At 70.8% G+C, this 16,742-nt stretch carries 16 protein-coding genes; 14 read left to right on the top strand and 2 right to left on the bottom strand.

What is annotated here, in order from left to right:
- The first annotated feature begins 29 nt into the window (after positions 1-29).
- The 13 genes from H0488_RS00080 to H0488_RS00020 are packed head-to-tail and all read left to right on the top strand — an operon-like array spanning position 30 to position 14,284.
- Complete coding sequence (locus tag H0488_RS00080) at positions 30-1,808, top strand: class I adenylate-forming enzyme family protein (protein ID WP_183097287.1); 1,779 nt, start codon at positions 30-32, stop codon at positions 1,806-1,808.
- A complete protein-coding gene (locus H0488_RS00075) occupies positions 1,805-3,079 on the top strand; it encodes an aromatic ring-hydroxylating oxygenase subunit alpha (RefSeq protein WP_183097286.1) in 1,275 nt (424 codons plus the stop codon). Before H0488_RS00080 ends, H0488_RS00075 begins: the two co-directional genes overlap by 4 nt.
- Before the next feature lie 8 nt (positions 3,080-3,087).
- Positions 3,088-3,636 (top strand): aromatic-ring-hydroxylating dioxygenase subunit beta, encoded by a 549-nt coding sequence (locus H0488_RS00070; protein ID WP_220794051.1) that lies wholly within the window; start codon positions 3,088-3,090, stop codon positions 3,634-3,636.
- Positions 3,636-3,914: a hypothetical protein gene (locus tag H0488_RS00065; RefSeq protein ID WP_220794050.1), complete on the top strand. Its 279-nt coding sequence runs from the start codon at positions 3,636-3,638 to the stop codon at positions 3,912-3,914. The genes H0488_RS00070 and H0488_RS00065 overlap by 1 nt, the downstream gene beginning before the upstream one ends.
- Complete coding sequence (locus H0488_RS00060) at positions 3,911-5,167, top strand: acetyl-CoA hydrolase/transferase family protein (RefSeq protein WP_183097284.1); 1,257 nt, start codon at positions 3,911-3,913, stop codon at positions 5,165-5,167. The genes H0488_RS00065 and H0488_RS00060 overlap by 4 nt, the downstream gene beginning before the upstream one ends.
- Before the next feature lie 21 nt (positions 5,168-5,188).
- A complete protein-coding gene (locus H0488_RS00055; protein ID WP_183097283.1) occupies positions 5,189-6,400 on the top strand; it encodes an acetyl-CoA C-acetyltransferase in 1,212 nt (403 codons plus the stop codon).
- Positions 6,397-7,794, top strand: a complete 1,398-nt coding sequence (locus H0488_RS00050; RefSeq protein ID WP_183097282.1) for an OB-fold domain-containing protein — start codon at positions 6,397-6,399, stop codon at positions 7,792-7,794. Before H0488_RS00055 ends, H0488_RS00050 begins: the two co-directional genes overlap by 4 nt.
- Positions 7,794-8,984, top strand: coding sequence for an acetyl-CoA acetyltransferase (locus H0488_RS00045; RefSeq protein WP_183097281.1), 1,191 nt, complete (start codon positions 7,794-7,796; stop codon positions 8,982-8,984). Before H0488_RS00050 ends, H0488_RS00045 begins: the two co-directional genes overlap by 1 nt.
- Positions 8,985-9,044: 60 nt before the next feature.
- Positions 9,045-10,265, top strand: coding sequence for an enoyl-CoA hydratase-related protein (locus tag H0488_RS00040; RefSeq protein ID WP_220794049.1), 1,221 nt, complete (start codon positions 9,045-9,047; stop codon positions 10,263-10,265).
- Positions 10,266-10,267: 2 nt separating this feature from the next.
- Complete coding sequence (locus H0488_RS00035; protein ID WP_183097280.1) at positions 10,268-11,431, top strand: acyl-CoA dehydrogenase family protein; 1,164 nt, start codon at positions 10,268-10,270, stop codon at positions 11,429-11,431.
- Between the two features lie 15 nt (positions 11,432-11,446).
- Complete coding sequence (locus tag H0488_RS00030) at positions 11,447-12,781, top strand: phytoene desaturase family protein (RefSeq protein ID WP_183097279.1); 1,335 nt, start codon at positions 11,447-11,449, stop codon at positions 12,779-12,781.
- 28 nt (positions 12,782-12,809) lie between these two features.
- Entirely contained in the window at positions 12,810-13,001 is a 192-nt protein-coding gene (locus H0488_RS00025; protein ID WP_183097278.1) for a ferredoxin, read from the top strand.
- 2 nt (positions 13,002-13,003) lie between these two features.
- On the top strand, positions 13,004-14,284 hold the full coding sequence (locus tag H0488_RS00020) for an NAD(P)/FAD-dependent oxidoreductase (protein ID WP_183097277.1): 1,281 nt from the start codon (positions 13,004-13,006) through the stop codon (positions 14,282-14,284).
- A 16-nt stretch (positions 14,285-14,300) separates the two neighbouring features.
- On the opposite strand, the gene H0488_RS00015 is transcribed toward H0488_RS00020, so the two are convergent.
- Both H0488_RS00015 and H0488_RS00010 read right to left on the bottom strand, forming a co-directional pair.
- Complete coding sequence (locus H0488_RS00015; protein ID WP_183097276.1) at positions 14,301-14,948, bottom strand: TetR/AcrR family transcriptional regulator; 648 nt, start codon at positions 14,946-14,948, stop codon at positions 14,301-14,303.
- Positions 14,949-14,982: 34 nt separating this feature from the next.
- Positions 14,983-16,140, bottom strand: coding sequence for an acyl-CoA dehydrogenase family protein (locus tag H0488_RS00010; protein WP_183097275.1), 1,158 nt, complete (start codon positions 16,138-16,140; stop codon positions 14,983-14,985).
- A 70-nt stretch (positions 16,141-16,210) separates the two neighbouring features.
- Between H0488_RS00010 and H0488_RS00005 the strand changes: the two genes are divergently transcribed.
- Positions 16,211-16,742 (top strand): HpcH/HpaI aldolase/citrate lyase family protein (locus H0488_RS00005; RefSeq protein WP_246371233.1); only part of this gene is annotated, 532 nt, incomplete at its 3' end.

Below are 16,742 nucleotides of genomic sequence, written 5' to 3'. Positions count from 1 at the left end.
TAATCAAGATTAAAGAAAGGAGGTGCGGCGTGACCTACGACATCGCCGAGCGCCGCACTGCCCTGCAGGAGCGCTTCAGCACCTGGACCCCGCGGACTCTCGACGCCTGGCTCGACGTCTGCGCTGCTCAGTTCCCCGAGCGCGACCTGGTGGTCACGGACGAACGCGTCCTCTCCTACGCCGAGGTCGCAGCCGAGTCTCGGTGCCTCGCCGACGGCCTCGCCACCCTGGGCGTCCGCAAGGGCGACCACGTCGGCCTGCTGATGGCCAACCATGCCGAGTTCGTCACGATGAAGTTCGCGATCGCCCGGGCAGGAGCGGTCGCGATCCCGTTCAACTTCCTCTACCGCATCGACGAGCTGCGCTACGTGCTGAAGCAGTCCGACTGCACGGTGCTGATCACCAACGCCGGATTCCAGAACCTCGACCACGCCGGCATGCTCGACAAGATCGTCCCGGGCTGGGACACCCCCGACTTCCCCGAGCGACCGCCGGCCGGGGACCGGGCGCCTGACGCGCTGCGTCACGTCGTGCTCGTCGAACGACCCGGGGATGCCCCTCGCCCCGGAGCATTCACCGGCACCGCGCTCGCCAAGCTCGGGGAGCAGCACCCGGGATCGGCGGACCCCGGTCACCGCCCGGACGACATCTCCGACCTGCTCTACACCTCGGGTAGCACCGGCTCCCCCAAGGGCGTCCAGGTCACGCACGACGCAGTGCTCCGGACCGGCTACGCCTCGGCGTTGACCCGGGCCTACGAGGACGGGCGGAGGATCCTCTTCTCGCTGCCCTGCTACCACATGTTCGGCTACGTGGAGGGCCTCCTGTCCGCGACGTACGTCGGCGGAGCGGTCATCATGCTGCCGTCCTTCACCGCCGAGGCCTATCTCGGCGCGGTCGAGAAGCACCGCGCCACGGACATGCTGTGCGTCCCGACCATGGCGGTGGCCATGGTGGAGAGCACCTCGCGGCACGAGGCCGACCTGTCCAGCCTGCGCGCGATCCTGTGCGGCTCCGCGCCCGCTCCGGTGTGGCTGTGGGAGCAGGTCGAGCGCGACTTCGGCGTCAGTGAGATCGTCACCGGCTACGGGATGACCGAGTGCGGCGGAGCGATGACGCTCAGCCTTCCGGAGGACGAGCTGGCACTGACCTCGACCACGGTGGGCCGGCCGAAGCTGGCCGGCTCGGCGGGTGTGCCGGGAAGCGAGCACGGTGCCACCGGCTTGGCCGCGCTGTGCGTCTACCGCACGGTCGACCCGCTCAGCGGCGAGGTGCTGCCGGACGGCACGGCGGGCGAGCTCACCTCGTCCGGCCCCACCACGATGCTCGGCTACCACGCCAAGCCAGAGGAGACCGCAGCCGCGCTGCACGCCGGCCCGGACGGCACGGTCTGGCTCCACTCGGGGGACCTCGGGCGGGTGCGTGAGGACGGCTACCTCGTCCTCACCGGCCGCAGCAAGGAGGTCTACAAGTCCGGTGGTGAACTGGTGATGCCGAAGGAGGTCGAGGAGGTCCTCGGAGCCCACCCCGGCATCAGCCAGGTCTACGCCGTCGGCGTCGTCGACGACCGGTGGGGCGAGATCGGCTGCGCCGTGGTCGTCCGTGCCCCAGGCCCGGACGGAGACGGTCTCGACGCGGAGGGCGTCATCGCCTACGCCAAGGAGCACCTCGCCCGCTTCAAGGTGCCCAAGCGCGTGGAGTTCCTCGACTCACTCAAGCTCCCGACCACCGCGACCGGCAAGGTCCAGAAGTTCCGGCTCGTCGAGCTGGTCGCCCAACCCGCCCCGCTCGAAGGAGAACGACGATGACTGCTCTGCTCCCCCCCGAGATCGAGGGCGGCAGCCGCTTCGACCGGCTCGTCCAGCCTGCACGCGTGCACGGCTCGCTGTACACCGACCCGTCGATCTTCGCCGAGGAGCTGCGCAAGATCTGGCACCGAACCTGGGTCTTCGTCGGCCACGAGAGCGAGGTCCCGCAGCCGAACGACTACGTGCGCAAGCAACTCGCCGACCAGGACGTCGTGATGACCCGCGACAAGGACGGCGAGTTGCACCTCCTGATCAACCGGTGCGCCCACCGCGGGCTGCAGGTGTGCGACGACAAGGCCGGCAACTCCAGCTCGTTCCGCTGCCCCTACCACGGGTGGACCTACCGCAACACCGGCGAACTGCTGGGCTACCCCTACAACAAGGGGTACGGCGGCAAGAACAAGCTCGAGCTCGGCATGGGCAAGGTCGCTCGCGTGGACTCCTACCACGGCTTCGTCTTCGGCAGCCTGGCAGCCGAGGGGCCGTCACTGGACGAGCACCTCGGTGCCGCCAAGGGTGAGATCGACCGCCTGGTCGGGCTCTCGCCGGACGGTCAGGTAAAGCTCGACGCCGGGTGGCTGCGCCACCGGACGCGATCCAACTGGAAGTTCCTCGCCGAGAACGAGACCGACGGCTACCACCCCCAGTTCGTCCACGGCTCGATCTTCGGCGTCACCGGCAGCCCGATCGGCGCGCTCTACAGCGACAACTCGACGGCCGTGACCCGCAACCTGGGCGACGGTCACAGCGAGAACGACCTGCGACCGGAGTTCCGCAGCTTCGCCGAGCCGATGCGCTGGTTCGGCACCACCCCCGACCGGGTCCCCGGCTACGTGGCTGCGATGCACGAGGCCTACGGCGACGACGCCCAGCGACGGATGATCGAGGGTGCGCCCCATGTGATGATCTTCCCCAACCTGTTCATCGCCGAGATCCAGGTCTTCAACATCCAGCCCGTCGCGGTGGGGGAGTGCGTGCAGTACGCCACCGCGGTGCAGATGGCCGGTGGGCACGAGCTCAACCAGAGGATGGTGTCGCAGTCGATCGGCTCGGTCGGTCCTGCCGGCATGCTGCTGGCCGACGACACCGAGATGTACGAGCGCAACCAGCGCGGCGTCGAGATGGCTGACCCGGAGTGGCTCGACGTGCGCCGAGGCCTGGGTCGGGAGAGCGTCGACGCGGCCGGCTTCACCATCGGTGCCGCGACGGACGAGACCGGCATGCGCGGGTTCTGGACCCACTACAAGTCACTGATGGAGGCCGAGGACTGATGGTGACCGTGAACGCCCTGACCGAGCTGCCGCCGCGTCCCGACGCAGGGGAGCTCGTCGCCATCCCGCAGGGGTGGGAGGTGCGAGAGGTCGAGCAGTTCCTCTACCGGGAAGCCCGGTTGGCCGACGAGAACGACTACGACGGCTGGGAGGCGCTGTGGACCAACGACGCGCTCTACTGGGTACCCGTCGACGGCGAGGGCGACCACCCGCGCAGCACGGTCTCGGTCATCTTCGACAACCGCAACCGGATCTCGACCCGGATGAAGCAGGTCAAGACCGGCAAGCGCTACGCGCAGGCACCGCCGTCGAACCTGCGCCGGATCATCGGCAACGTGGAGCTGATCGGCGGTCGTGAGAACGCCGCCGGTGGGGTCGACCTCGAGGTGGGTGCGAATTTCATGGCACTCGAGTCGCGGCCGCGCGGCAACGAGCTGTGGGGCGGGCGGGTCACCTACCGGCTCCGCCAGGTGGACGGGCAGATCCGGCTCGTCTACAAGAAGGTCGTGCTCGTCGACAACGAGCGTCCGCTACCGACGCTGGGGTTCCTGATCTGATGGCCACCACACCTGACCCGCAACGCCACGACGTCGTCTTCGAGGAGCCGACCGGACCGCTCGCGGTGCCCGGTGTCGGAGCCGTGGTCGAGAGCGAGTTCGCCTCGGTGTCCGTGCGCCTCGACCAGAGCGGGAACTCCGTGCGGCTGCGGGTCGAGGACCTCCGGACCGGACGGGTGCGGTTCCTCGACGCGCTCGAGCTCGAGTCGATCGTCTGGCTCGAGGACGGGCACCTGACCCAGCTGCTCGACCCCTCGCACGAACGGTGGCGTGGGTGACCTCTGCGGGTCTCGACCTCGCCGGACTCATCCGGCCGGGTGACACGGTCACGTGGGGCCAGGCCTGCGCCGAGCCCGCCACGCTCACCGAGCTCCTCGTGCAGCAGGCCGATCGGATCGGGTCGCTGCGCTGCTTCGTCGGCATCCCCGCGGAGTCGGCAGTCACCGCCCGGACCGTGCCCTCGACGCTGTCGGTGCACTCCTACTGCGGTGCCGGCACCAACGCAGCACTGCACGCCGCGGGACGACTCGACGTGTGGCCGGTCCACTACTCCGCCCTGCCGGCGCTGCTGAGCCAGGGCGCGCTCGAGGCAGACGTGGTGCTCGTGCAGGTCTCGTCCCCCGACGAGCAGGGTCGGCACAGCCTGGGCCTGGCCGACGACTACTTCTCCGCAGCGCTCGACACCGCCCGGGTCGTGATCGCCGAGGTCAACGACCAGGTGCCGTTCACCTTCGGAGCCCGCACGCTCACAGCCGACCAGTGGACCGCCGCGATCCACACGTCCCGCACCCCCGGCCAGCTCCTCACCCCGGCGATCGGCGAGGACACCGCCGCCACCGCCCGGCGGGTCGCCCGTCTCGTCCCGGACGGAGCGACCCTGCAGTTCGGCATCGGCGCCCTGCCCGAAGCGGTCCTGGCGGCGCTCGTCGACCACCGCGACCTCGGGATCCACTCGGGCATCCTCAACGACACCGCGATGCGGCTGGTGGAGTCGGGCGTCGCGACCGGGGCGCGGAAGACCCACGACCCGGGGGTGGCGGTCGGCGGCCTTCTCGGTGGCACTGCCGACCTCTTCCGCTGGGCACACCGCAACCCTGCCGTGCAGCTGCGCTCCACCAGCTACACCCACGACCCCGAGGTGCTCGCGACGTCCCACCAGCTCGTGGCCGTCAACTCCGCGATCGAGGTCGACCTGACCGGTCAGGTCAATGCCGAGGTCGCCGGTGGTCGCTACGTCGGTGCGGTCGGCGGCGCGGTCGACTTCCTCCGCGGGGCCGCCCGTTCGCCCGGGGGGTTGCCGATCGTCGCCCTGCCGTCGACGGCCCACGGCCACAGCCGGATCGTCAGCACCCTCTCCGGGCCCGTGTCGACACCTCGCGCCGAAGGTGTCCTGGTCGTCACCGAGCACGGCGTCGCCGACCTCCGCGGCACCACCCTGACCCAGCGCGTCGAGCGGATGATCGCCGTCGCGCACCCCGCCCACCGGGCCGAGCTGGAGGCGAGCGCCGACCGGGTGCTCGCCTCGGCCTGAGCCCGCAACGACAGGAGCACCATGAGACGCGTCGCCATCGTCCAGCCCATGCGGACCGCCGTCGGCACCTTCGGCGGCTCGCTCCGCCCGGTCCCGGCCGAGGACCTTGCGGCCTCCATCATCAAGGCTGTCGTGGACAGCTCGGGGATCGACCCCGGCGTGGTCGAGGACGTGGCCTTCGCCCAGTCCTACGCCAACTCCGAGGCGCCGTGCATCGGCCGCTGGGCAGCGCTCGCCGCCGGCCTCCCGATCGAGGTGCCCGGCTTCCAGGTCGACCGCCGCTGCGGAGGCGGCCTGCAGGCCGTGATCAACGCGGCGATGACGGTGCAGACGGGCGCCGCCGACGTGGTGATCGCCGGCGGTGTGGAGTCGATGAGCAACATCGAGCACTACACCACCACCGCCCGCTGGGGTTCGCGCTCGGGGAACCAGACCCTCTACGACCGCCTGGACCGCGGCCGCGAGCGTTCCCAGCCCGAGGACCGGTTCGGCCCGATCAGCGGCATGATCGAGACCGCGGAGAACCTGGCGAAGCAGTTCGGCATCGGTCGCGACCAGGCCGACGCCTTCGCCGCCCGCAGCCACCAGCGCGCCGCGGCCGCATGGGAGACGGGCGCGTTCACCGAGGAGGTGGTGCCGGTGACGGTGCCGCAGCGCCGCGGCGACGACGTCGTCTTCGACCGGGACGAGGGCGTGCGGCCCGACTCCACCGTCGAGTCCCTGGCGCGGCTGCGCACGCTCACTCCCGGCGGCACGGTGACCGCCGGCAACGCCGCACAGCAGAACGACGCCGCAGCCGCCTGCCTCGTCGTCGCGGAGGACAAGCTCGAGGAGCTCGGCCTCGAGCCGTTGGCGTGGTTCGAGGGGTGGGCGGCCGCGGGATGCGACCCGGCGGTCATGGGCATCGGCCCGGTCCCCGCCGTGCAGCGCCTGTTCGCGCGCACGGGCGTCACCTTCGACGACCTCGACCTGATCGAGGTCAACGAGGCGTTCGCCGTGCAGGTCCTCGCCGTGCTCGCCGGGTGGGGGGTCGAGCTCGACGAGGTCGACGATCGTCTCAACGTCAACGGGTCCGGCATCTCCCTCGGGCACCCCATCGGCGCCACCGGCGTCCGAATCCTCACCTCGATGCTCCACGAGCTGGACCGTCGCCAGGGCGGCCTGGCGCTGGAGACGATGTGCATCGGCGGCGGCCAGGGCATCGCCGCGCTCTTCCGCGGGGTGCACGCATGAGCGGTCCCGCGGTCGGGTTGATCGGATACGGCGCCTACCTGCCGTCGTACCGGCTGGGGGGCGACAGCGGCGTGCGTGGCCGGCGGGTGGTGGCGTCCTTCGACGAGGACGCCACCACGATGGCGGTCGAGGCGGCCCGCGCAGCCCTCGGCACCGAGCCGACATCCCTGTGGTGGGCGAGCACCTCCCCGCCGTACCTCGACAAGACCAACGCGGCAGCCGTGCACGCGGCACTCCGCCTGCCCTCGGCCGTTCCCGCGGCCGACCTGATCGGGTCTGCGCGGTCGACCTTCGCCGGGATCCGCGCCGCCCGGGAGACCGGTGGCCTGGTGGTCGCTGCCGACGTGCGCGTCGGGAAGCCGGGCTCCCTGGACGAACGGACCGGCGGGGACGGCGCTGCGGCCACCAGGCCACCGGTCTCCCTGGACGAACGGACCGGCGGCGACGGCGCTGCGGCCGTCCACTTCGGTGCGGGCGAGGCGATCGCCGACGTGCTCGGGGTCGCCGGCGAGACCCTCGAGCTGCTCGATCGCTGGCGCGACCCGCACCGGACCACCGGTGAGCAGTGGGAGGAGCGCTTCGGCTTCGAGCGGTACGCCGACGTGGTGCGCTCCGTCGCGGCCCGGCTGCTCGAGGAGGCCGGGCTCGCGGCGGCCGACCACGTCGTCGTGACCAGTGGCAACCCCGGCGTCACCAAGCGCGCGGGCAGTCTCGTCACGGGGACCCTGTCCTCGACGACCTCCCCCATCGGCTTCTCCGGAGCGGCCGACCCGCTGCTCGGGCTGGCTGCGGTCCTCGACGTCGCCGGTCCCGGGGAGACGGTGCTCGTGCTGTCCGCGACCGACGGGTGCGACGGGCTGCTGCTCCGCACCACCGCCCACCTGTCGGCGCGACGGTCCACCCGTCCGGTCGCTGCGCAGCTGGAGGGTGCCCTCCCGGTGCCCTACCCGACGTACCTGTCCTGGCGCGGCCTGCTCGAGCGCGAGCTTCCACGACGACCCGAGCCGGACCGGCCCGCGGGGCCGCCGTCGGCGCGCGCCGCGGAGTGGAAGTTCGGGTTCGCGGGCAGCCGGTGCACCGAGTGCGGCTTCCTGCACCTCCCGCCGCTGCGGGTGTGTCGCGCCTGTAGCGCCGTTGATGCGATGGAGACGGTGTCGGGCGCCGAGCTCAGCGGCTCGGTCGCCACGTTCACCGTGGACCGGCTGGCCTTCTCGCCCTCTCCGCCGGTGGTCGACGTGGTCGTCGACTTCGCCGGGGGTGGCCGTACGACGCTCGAGGTCGCGGACGCCGATCCGGACGGCATCGCCGTGGGTTCGCAGGTCGAGCTCGTGTTCCGGCGGTTGTTCACCGCCGGGAACGTGCACAACTACTTCTGGAAGGCACGGGTCCGCTGATGGCAAGCAAGGGGATCAAGGACGCCGTCGCGATCGTCGGCATGGGGTGCACCCGGTTCGGGGAGCGGTGGGATTCCTCCACCGACGACCTCCTGATCGAGGCCGTGGGGGAGTGCCTCACCTCGGCCGGCGTCGCGCGTGACGACGTCGACGCCTACTGGCTCGGCACGTTGAACTCCGGACAGTCGGGGCTGGCCCTGAGCCGTCCGCTCGGCCTGGACTACAAGCCGGTGACCCGGGTGGAAAACTACTGCGCCACGGGGTCGGAGTCGTTCCGCAACGCCTGCTACGCGGTCGCGTCGGGTGCCTACGACCGCGTGATGGCGGTCGGGGTGGAGAAGCTCAAGGACTCCGGGTTCTCCGGGCTCCTCCGGGCCGACCCGCCCTCCGACGGCACCGCTGCCGAGCTCTCGTTGACCGCACCGGCGGCGTTCTCGCTGCTCGACCCGGCCTACACCAGCAAGTACGGCGTCGACCCGCGCGCCATGCGTGAGGCGATGACCCACGTCGCGTGGAAGAACCATGTCAACGGCGCCCAGAACCCCAAGGCGCAGTTCCGCAAGGAGGTCTCCAGGGAGACCATCGACGGTGCCCCGCGGGTCGCCGGTCGGCTCGGCATCTTCGACTGCTCCGGTGTCTCCGACGGCGCGGCCGCCGCGCTCGTCGTCCGAGCGGAGGACGCCTACGACTACACCGACCGGCCGATCTTCGTGAAGGCGCTGTCGCTGGCGTCCGGTCCGATGCGGGGCGGGCTCGACCCCGACTACGACTTCACCTCGTTCCCGGAGGTCGTGCACACCGCAACGGATGCCTATGCCCAGGCCGGCATCACCGACCCGCGCTCGGAGCTGTCGATGGCCGAGGTGCACGACTGCTTCACGCCCACCGAGCTGGTCCTCATGGAGGACCTCGGCTTCGCCGACCGGGGACAGGCCTGGAAGGACGCCCTGGGCGGTGACTTCGACGCCGCCGGCCGGCTCCCCGTCAACATCGACGGCGGCCTGAAGTCCTTCGGCCACCCGGTGGGCGCCAGTGGCCTGCGGATGCTCTACGAGGCATGGCTGCAGCTGCGCGGCGAGGCCGACCAGCGTCAGCTCGCCGACCCGCGACTCGCGCTCACCCACAACCTCGGTGGGCGCCCGGGCGGGTGTGTCTCCTTCGTGTCCGTCGTCGGCAACGAGCGAGGCTGAGCGCGTGGTCACCGGACGCCGCTCTGGCATCTTCGCGGTATTTAATCTATATTCAATTTTGTGATCACCGAGCCGACGTCGACGCCGCAGCTGCGCGCCCGGGTCGAGCGCCTGTATGCCGCCCTCGCCGTGGGGGACGAGACGGCGATCGGGGCGTTGCTCACCACGGACTTCGTCGGTCGGGTCACGCCCGGGCTCCCCTTCGGCATCGGAGGTGAGCACCACGGCGCCGCGGCGATGATCCGCGACGTCTGGTTCATGATCGGCAAGCACTGGCGGGTCCGACCCGTCCCCGAGTCCTTCAGCCGTCTGGAGGGCGACCGTCTCCACGTGACCGGCGCCTACCAGGGCAGGTCCCGTGTCGCGGGAGCGCCGGTCGATGCGTGGTTCATCCACGACTTCACGTTCCGCGGCGACCTCATCTCCGGGCTCACGCAGGTTACGGACTCGATGGCCTTCGTCGACGCGCTGGCGGACGAGGCCCCCTTGACGTCCGTGGGACTGACGGTCGCGGACGGCGTTGCCACTCTTTGCCTGAACCGTCCCGACGCTCGCAACGCCATCGACCAGCAGCTCGCCGACGAGCTCCTCGTGGCGGCACTCCGCATCGCCCGTGACGGCAGCGTGCGCGCTGTCCTGGTCTGCGGCGACGGCACAGACCTCACCGTGGGCGGCGACATCGCCGCCTTCGCCCGACCGGGCCGCGAGGGTCCTGCGGACCTCGGTCACACACTGCGCCAGATGGTCACTCCCTTCCACCTCGCCCTCGAGGTCCTCGCCGGCCTCGACGCCCCGATCGTGACCGTGGCCCACGGGTCGGTCGTGGGCGGCGGGCTCGGCCTGGTCTACGCCGCCGACCTCGTCGTCGCAGCGGAGGACACCCGGTTCGTGACCGCGTTCGCGGCGCTCGGCCTCAGCGGTGACGGTGGCGGCACCTGGCACCTGCCCCGGCGGATCGGTCCCGCCCGCGCCGCGCGGGCCTACCTCACCAACGAGCCGATCACGGCCGCGGAGGGGCTCGACTGGGGCCTGGTCAACGAGGTCGTCCCGACCGACGAGGCCCGGGCGCGCGGTGCGGAGCTGGCGCGCGGCCTGGCCGAGGGGCCCACCCGTGCCTTCGCCCAGATGCGCGCGCTGCTGCGCCAGTCCTGGGACCGCAGCCTGCCCGAGCAGCTGCATGCCGAGATCGAGGCGCTTGCCGCCACCGGCCGCACTGACGACGCCCGAGCCGCAGTCGAGGCCTTCCTCGTCCGGCGACGCCCCGCCTTCGAAGGGAAGTGACCGTGCCCGGACTCATCCGCGACACCGAGGACCACCGCGCCATCCGCGAGAGCGTCGCGAAGATCTGCGCCCGCTACGACCAGAAGTACTTCCTCGAGCGATCACACGCCGGGGAGGACGTCACCGAGCTCTGGAGCGAGCTCGGCAAGGCGGGCCTGCTGGGCGTCCACCTGCCCGAGGAGCACGGCGGCGGCGGCGGTGGCATGCAGGACGCCGTCGTCGTCGTCGAGGAGCTCGCGGCGCACGGGATGCCGATGCTGGTGTGGGTGATCTCCCCGGCGATGATCGGGTCGGTCCTCGCGGCCCACGCCTCCGAGGAGCTGAAGCAGGAGTGGCTCCCGGGCATCGCCGACGGCACGCGGAAGATCGCTTTCGGCCTCACCGAGCCCGACGCCGGCTCGAACAGCCACGAGGTCGCCACCATGGCCCGCCGAGACGGCGACGGGTGGCGGATCAGCGGGTCGAAGTACTACATCTCCGCGGTCGACCAGTGCGACGCGATCCTGCTGGTCGCCCGCGACGAGGAGCTCTCCACGCCGGAGAAGAAGCGACTCTCGATCTTCGTCGTCCCGACCGATGCCCCAGGGCTGAGCTACCAGAAGATCCCGACGTCGATCGTGTCCCCGGACAAGCAGTTCAGCGTGTTCCTCGACGACGTGCGCGTCGGACCCGACTCGCTGGTCGGTGAGGCCGGGCAGGGGCTGCGTCACGTCTTCGCCGCGCTGAACCCGGAGCGGATCCTGGTCGGAGCGATCACCACCGGTGTCGGCCGCTACGCGATCGAGAAGGCGTCGGAGTACGCGAAGACCCGCCAGGTCTGGTCGGTCCCGATCGGGCAGCACCAGGGTGTCGCGCACCCGCTCGCAGCCGCGCACATCGACGTCGAGGTCGCCCGCCTGGCCACCCAGCACGCCGCCGTCCTCTACGACGAGGGTGACGCCGGGGTCGCCGAGGCGGCCAACATCGCGAAGTTCGTGGGTGCCGAGGCAGCACTCAAGGCGCTGGACCAGGCGATCCAGGTCCACGGCGGCAACGGCCTCTCCCACGAGTACGGCCTGTCCGAGCTGTGGTTCGTCACCCGCCTCATGCGCACGGCCCCGGTCAGCCGGGAGATGGTCCTCAACTTCGTCGCGCAGACCTCCCTCGGCCTGCCGCGCTCGTACTGATCAGGAGACACAGTGATGACCGACCACACCCCCACGGGCGACGCGACGTACGACGTCATCGTCATCGGCGCCGGCGCCGGCGGGCTCTTCACCGCCGCTCGCCTGCAGCACCAGGGCTACCGGACCCTCGTCCTCGAGAGGCTCGACAAGGTCGGTGGCCGCGCGTCGACGACCGAGATCGACGGGTTCAAGGTCAACGACGGCGCGATCGTCATCGAGTGCGGGGGCGTCACCGAGCGCTCCTGCCGCGAGCTCGACGTCCCGTGGGAGATCCGCGAGCCCAGTCCGCCGATCCTCTACCGCATCAAGGGCAAGGACGTGGACGTGACCGGCGGTGGCTGGGGCTTCCTGCTGCAGAAGCTCACCCGTCAGGGCGCCAAGCTGGTCAGCGGGATCGGCGCGGCTCGCAAGGACGACGACGCGCTCCCCGAGGACGAGCTGAGCCTGGCGGACTGGGTGTCGAGGTACACCAGGAACGAGGGGGTGCACGGCATCTTCCGCAACATGGCGGCGTCGGTCTTCGCCGTCGGCTCGGAGGACCTGCCGGCGCGGGTGTTCCTCACCTACTTCACGCGCAAGAGCGCGTTCAAGCGGTTCGGCTTCCACCCCGAGGGCACGATCGGCCTCTGGAGGGCACTGGCGGCGGCGATCGAGCGCGACGGGGGCGAGGTCCGCCTCTCGACCGAGGTCGAGCGGATCCTCCTCGACGGCGACCGTGTCACGGGCGTCGTGCTCGCCGGCGGCGCGACGGTCAGCGCCCCGGTGGTGGTGAGCGACGTCGGCCCGGCCGCGACGCTGGAGCTGCTCGGTGAGGCCGAGGTGCCGGCCGACTTCCGCGAGACCGTCAAGAGCAACGACCGCCCCACGGCGATGATCACGGTCAACTTCGCCAGCCGGGAGCGGCTGGTCGAGGCCCCCGGGATGCTCAGCTTCGCCACCTCGCGTCGCCTGGCCTACATCGCCAACTTCACCGACAGCTGCCCGGAGATGGCGCCCGAGGGCTGGCACCTCTACGTCGGCACCGCGGTACCGAAGCCGTCGGTCGGCGACTTCGACGAGGAGGCCGAGTACGCCCTGCTGCTCGAGGACCTGCGGGAGACGATCCCGGGCTTCGACGAGCAGGCCCGCATCCTCAGCAAGGTGACCACGCGCGACGGGTGGCCGCCGCAGCGCGCCGTCTCCGGCTTCGACATGTCCCACGACACGCCGTTCACCGGCCTGTGGAACGTCGGCGACGCCGTCAAGGAGTACGCCAACGGGGGGACGACCGCGTGTGCGGAGACGGCCGAGATCGTCGTGGGCAAGATCGTGGCCGAGCACGCTCCGGCCCGGGCCTCCCAGCACGTCTGAGTCAACAAGTCAGAGAAGGTGGAGAACTATGAAGTGTGTCGTCGACTACGGCAAGTGCACCGGTCTGGGCATCTGCGAGTCGCTCGCGCCCGACTTCTTCGAGGTCAACGACGACGGTGACCTCGAGCTGCTCAAGGAGGACATCGCCCCGGACGAGCTCCAGGCCGTCGAGGAGGCCGTTGCCGGCTGCCCGACCGAAGCCCTGAGCATCGAGCGTTGACGATGGTCGACTCCACGAGCCGGCTCCCGACCCAGCCGCGGCGCCTCGTCGTCGTCGGAGCCTCCCTCGCCGGGCTCCGGGCGGTGGAGGCCGCGCGCAAGGCCGGGTTCGACGGCGAGATCGTGCTGGTCGGCGCGGAGCCGCACCTGCCCTACGACAGGCCGCCGCTCTCCAAGGCGTTCCTCGACAGGGCCGTCGCTGGGGAGGGGCTCGCGCCGCCGCCGTACTTCCGCACCGCGGAGACGATGTGCGAGCTCGGCGTCGAACTCCGTCTCGGTGTCCCCGCCTCGGGGCTCGACACCGATCGTCGCGTCGTGCTGGTCGGCGACGAGGAGGTCGCGTATGACGCCCTGGTGATCGCGACGGGCGCGCAGCCGCGGATGCTGCCCGGGGTCGAGGGCCTGGCCGGCGTCCACGCGTTGCGCACCCTCGACGACTCCATCGCCGTGCGGGAGGCGCTCGAGGCGGGCGCTCGGACAGTAGTCGTCGGCGCCGGTTTCATCGGATCCGAGGTCGCCGCGACCGCCCGCAAGCGCGGTCTCGAGGCGACCATCGTGGAGGCACTTCCCACGCCCCTGGTCCGAGCCACCGGCCGCGAGATGGGCGCCGCGATCGCGGCGCTCCACGAGCGCAACGGGACCACCCTTCGCTGCGGCACCGGCGTGCGCGCGATCGAGGGCGACGGCCGCGTGGAGCGGGTCGTCCTCGAGGACGGCACCACGATCCCGGCCGATCTCGTCGTGGTCGGCATCGGCGTCGTTCCGTCGGTCGGCTGGCTCGCGGGCTCCGGGCTGACGCTGGACAACGGCATCGTGTGCGACGAGAACCTGTGGACCGGGGTGCCCGGCGTCTACGCCGCCGGCGACGTGGCCAACTGGGTCAACCCGCTCCTCGGCGAGCGGCAGCGGATGGAGAACTGGACCGCGGCGGCCGAGCAGGGCGCTGCCGCTGCCCGCAACGCCCTCGACCCCGAGCACGCACGCCCCTACGGCACGGTGCCCTACTTCTGGTCCGACTGGTACGACGTGCGGATCCAGTTCGTCGGCTCTCCTGACGCCGACGAGGTGCTCCTCGTCGACGGCGACCCGGACGGCGGCTCGCGCTGGGTCGCGCTCTACCGTCGCAGCGACCGGCTGATCGGTGCGCTGACGGTCAACGGCCAGGGGGAGATCATGAAGTACCGCGGGCAGATCATGAAGCGCGGCAGCTGGGCCGACGCGCTGGTGTTCGCGGAGAAGCGGCGCGAGCTGGCACGGCAGAAGGCCGCAGCCGCAGCTGGCTGACCACAGGGCGGCGGGGTCAGTCGGTCGGTGCCAGTGCGTGGCGGATGAAGGACTGCGCGTTGGCCACGACCCGGTCCATGGCCACCCGACCGGGCTGCCACCACTCGGCCGCCCAGTTCACGGTGCCCATGATGAGCATCTGGGCGACGTAGAGGTCCAGGTCCTCGCGGAGCTGTCCCTCCTCGGCGGCGCGCACGACCAGGCCGCGCCAGATCGCGCCGTATTTCTTCTCCTCGACCTGCTGGCGCTCCCGGATCTTGTCCGGCACCTGCCCGGAGTTGCGGATCGCCGCGGTCGTGTAGTCGGAGATCTCGAGTTCGTGGCGCAGGTGTGCCTCGACGGCGATGAGGATGCAGTCCATCGCGGTGGAGTCGTCGGGGGCCTTGTCGAGCTCGGCGACCAGGTGGGCCCTCATGTCGGCGAGGCCGACCCACATGACCTCTTCGATCAGGTCCTCACGCGAGGGGAAGTAGTAGTAGATCGCCGGTGCCTGCAGCTCGGCGACCTCGGCGACGTCACTCAGGCGCAGGCCGCCGTAGCCCTTGGTGCTGAGCACCCGCGCCGCCGCGTCGAGGATCCGGACCCGCGTGCGTGCCGACTTCTTGTCGAGGTCCTTGCGGCTGTCCGCCGTCGCGAGGACCGGGCTCCTCGAAGTCTTGGCCATGTCGGGATCCTATTCGTCGACCGAGGCCACGAAGTCACCGGTCGAGGCCGCCGCGCCGGACCAGCTGTCCGGCGATCACGTTGCGCTGGATCTCGTTGGTGCCTTCGCCCACGATCATGAGCGGCGCGTCGCGGAAGTAGCGCTCGACGTCGTACTCGGTCGAGTAGCCGTAGCCACCATGGATCCGCACGGCGTCCAGGGCGATCTCCATGCCGACCTCGGAGGCGTACAGCTTCGCCATCCCTGCCTCCATGTCGCAGCGCTCGCCCGATTCGTACTTCTCGGCGGCGTATAGGACGAGCTGGCGGGCAGCGGTCAGCTTGGTGGCCATGTTGGCCAGGTAGTTGCCGATCGACTGGTGCTTCCAGATCGGCTTGCCGAAGCTCTCCCGCACCTGGGAGTAGGCGAGCGCGTCGTCGAACGCGGCCTGGGCGACACCGACGGCCCGTGCTGCGACCTGCAGCCGGCCGGTCTCGAGCCCGCGCATCATCTGGGCGAAACCCTCGCCCTCGGCCGCCCCGAGAAGGGAGGAGCGCGGAGTGCGGAAGTCGTCGAAGGACAGCTCGCAGCTCTCGACGCCCTTGTAACCCAGCTTGGGCAGGTCGCGGGAGACGACCAGGCCGGGCCCGTGCTCGACCAGGAGGATGGAGACGCCCTGGTGTCGCGGCTGCGCCTGGGGGTCGGTCTTGACCAGCAGTGCGATCAGTCCGGACCGGCGGGCGTTGCTGATCCAGGTCTTCGAGCCGTTGACGACGTAGTCGTCGCCGTCCTTGCGGGCCTGGGTCGTCATCGCCTGCAGGTCCGAGCCGCCTCCGGGCTCGGTGAGCGCCATCGTCGCTCGCAGCTCGCCGCTCGCCATCCGGGGAAGGTAGGACTGCTTCTGTTCCTCCGTGCCGTAGGCGAGGATCAGCTTCGCGACGACGGTGTGGCCGCCCATGGCGCCGGCCAGGCTCATCCAGCCGCGCGCCAGCTCCGCGGTGACCTGGACGTAGCAGGGCATCGAGACGGCGACCTCGCCGTAGGGCTCGGGGATGGCGAGGCCGTAGATGCCGAGCTCCTTCATCTGCTCGATCCACTTTTCGGGGTACTCGTTGGCGTGTTCGAGCTCCTGGACCTTGCCGCGGACGGTGCGGTCGATCCAGTCGCGCACCAGTGCGACGACCTCTTGTTCCTCGGTCGAGAGGTTCGCCATGGTCGGTCCCATCCTTTGCTCGGTGTCGGCCGGCTTGCTCAGGCTCAATAGTTTAACGTAGATTAAAAGAATGGTTACAGTCAACGCAGCCCCCACGGGATCCGTGACTCCGGTGCGCCGGTCGGTGCTCTGCGTCCCGGCCGGGGACGACCGCAAGCTGCAGAAGGCGCTCGAGTCCGCGGCGGACGAGGTGGTGATCGACCTCGAGGACGCCGTCGCCGTAGGGGACAAGGATCGTGCCCGCCGCCACCTCGCTGAGGTCGACTGGGCCGGCTCTCCGCAGCTCCCGCAGATCTCCGTCAGGGTCAATGCTCCCCGGACCCCGTGGTGCCATCGTGACCTCGAGGTTGTCGTGGCCCACGTGCCGGCTGCCTCGGTGGTGGTGCCGAAGGTGGAGTCGCGAGCCGACATCGGCTTCGTCGAGAGGTTGCTCGACGGGCTCGCGGCGGAGGCCGGCCGCGGCGTCCTGGTCGGCGTGCAGGCCCTGGTTGAGACGGCCGCCGGAGTCGCCGCCCTCGCCGACATCGTCAGCGGCATCGACCGCCTGGAAGCCGTCATCGTGGGCTACGCCGACCTGGCCGCCTCGCTCGGACGTCCCCGCC

Source organism: Nocardioides pelophilus, from assembly GCF_014180685.1.
Classification (GTDB): domain Bacteria; phylum Actinomycetota; class Actinomycetes; order Propionibacteriales; family Nocardioidaceae; genus Nocardioides; species Nocardioides pelophilus.
The sequence above is the reverse complement of the archived record's forward strand: the minus strand, read 5'-3'. Positions and strand labels throughout refer to the sequence as shown.

Bases quoted from the DNA above. Each gene is read 5' to 3' on its own strand.
- H0488_RS00030 (WP_183097279.1), top strand. From the start codon at position 11,447: ATGACCGACCACACCCCCACGGGCGACGCGACGTACGACGTCATCGTC.
- H0488_RS00015 (WP_183097276.1), bottom strand. From the start codon at position 14,948: ATGGCCAAGACTTCGAGGAGCCCGGTCCTCGCGACGGCGGACAGCCGC.
- H0488_RS00025 (WP_183097278.1), top strand. From the start codon at position 12,810: ATGAAGTGTGTCGTCGACTACGGCAAGTGCACCGGTCTGGGCATCTGC.
- H0488_RS00020 (WP_183097277.1), top strand. From the start codon at position 13,004: ATGGTCGACTCCACGAGCCGGCTCCCGACCCAGCCGCGGCGCCTCGTC.
- H0488_RS00075 (WP_183097286.1), top strand. From the start codon at position 1,805: ATGACTGCTCTGCTCCCCCCCGAGATCGAGGGCGGCAGCCGCTTCGAC.
- H0488_RS00055 (WP_183097283.1), top strand. From the start codon at position 5,189: ATGAGACGCGTCGCCATCGTCCAGCCCATGCGGACCGCCGTCGGCACC.
- H0488_RS00050 (WP_183097282.1), top strand. From the start codon at position 6,397: ATGAGCGGTCCCGCGGTCGGGTTGATCGGATACGGCGCCTACCTGCCG.
- H0488_RS00010 (WP_183097275.1), bottom strand. From the start codon at position 16,140: ATGGCGAACCTCTCGACCGAGGAACAAGAGGTCGTCGCACTGGTGCGC.
- H0488_RS00045 (WP_183097281.1), top strand. From the start codon at position 7,794: ATGGCAAGCAAGGGGATCAAGGACGCCGTCGCGATCGTCGGCATGGGG.
- H0488_RS00065 (WP_220794050.1), top strand. From the start codon at position 3,636: ATGGCCACCACACCTGACCCGCAACGCCACGACGTCGTCTTCGAGGAG.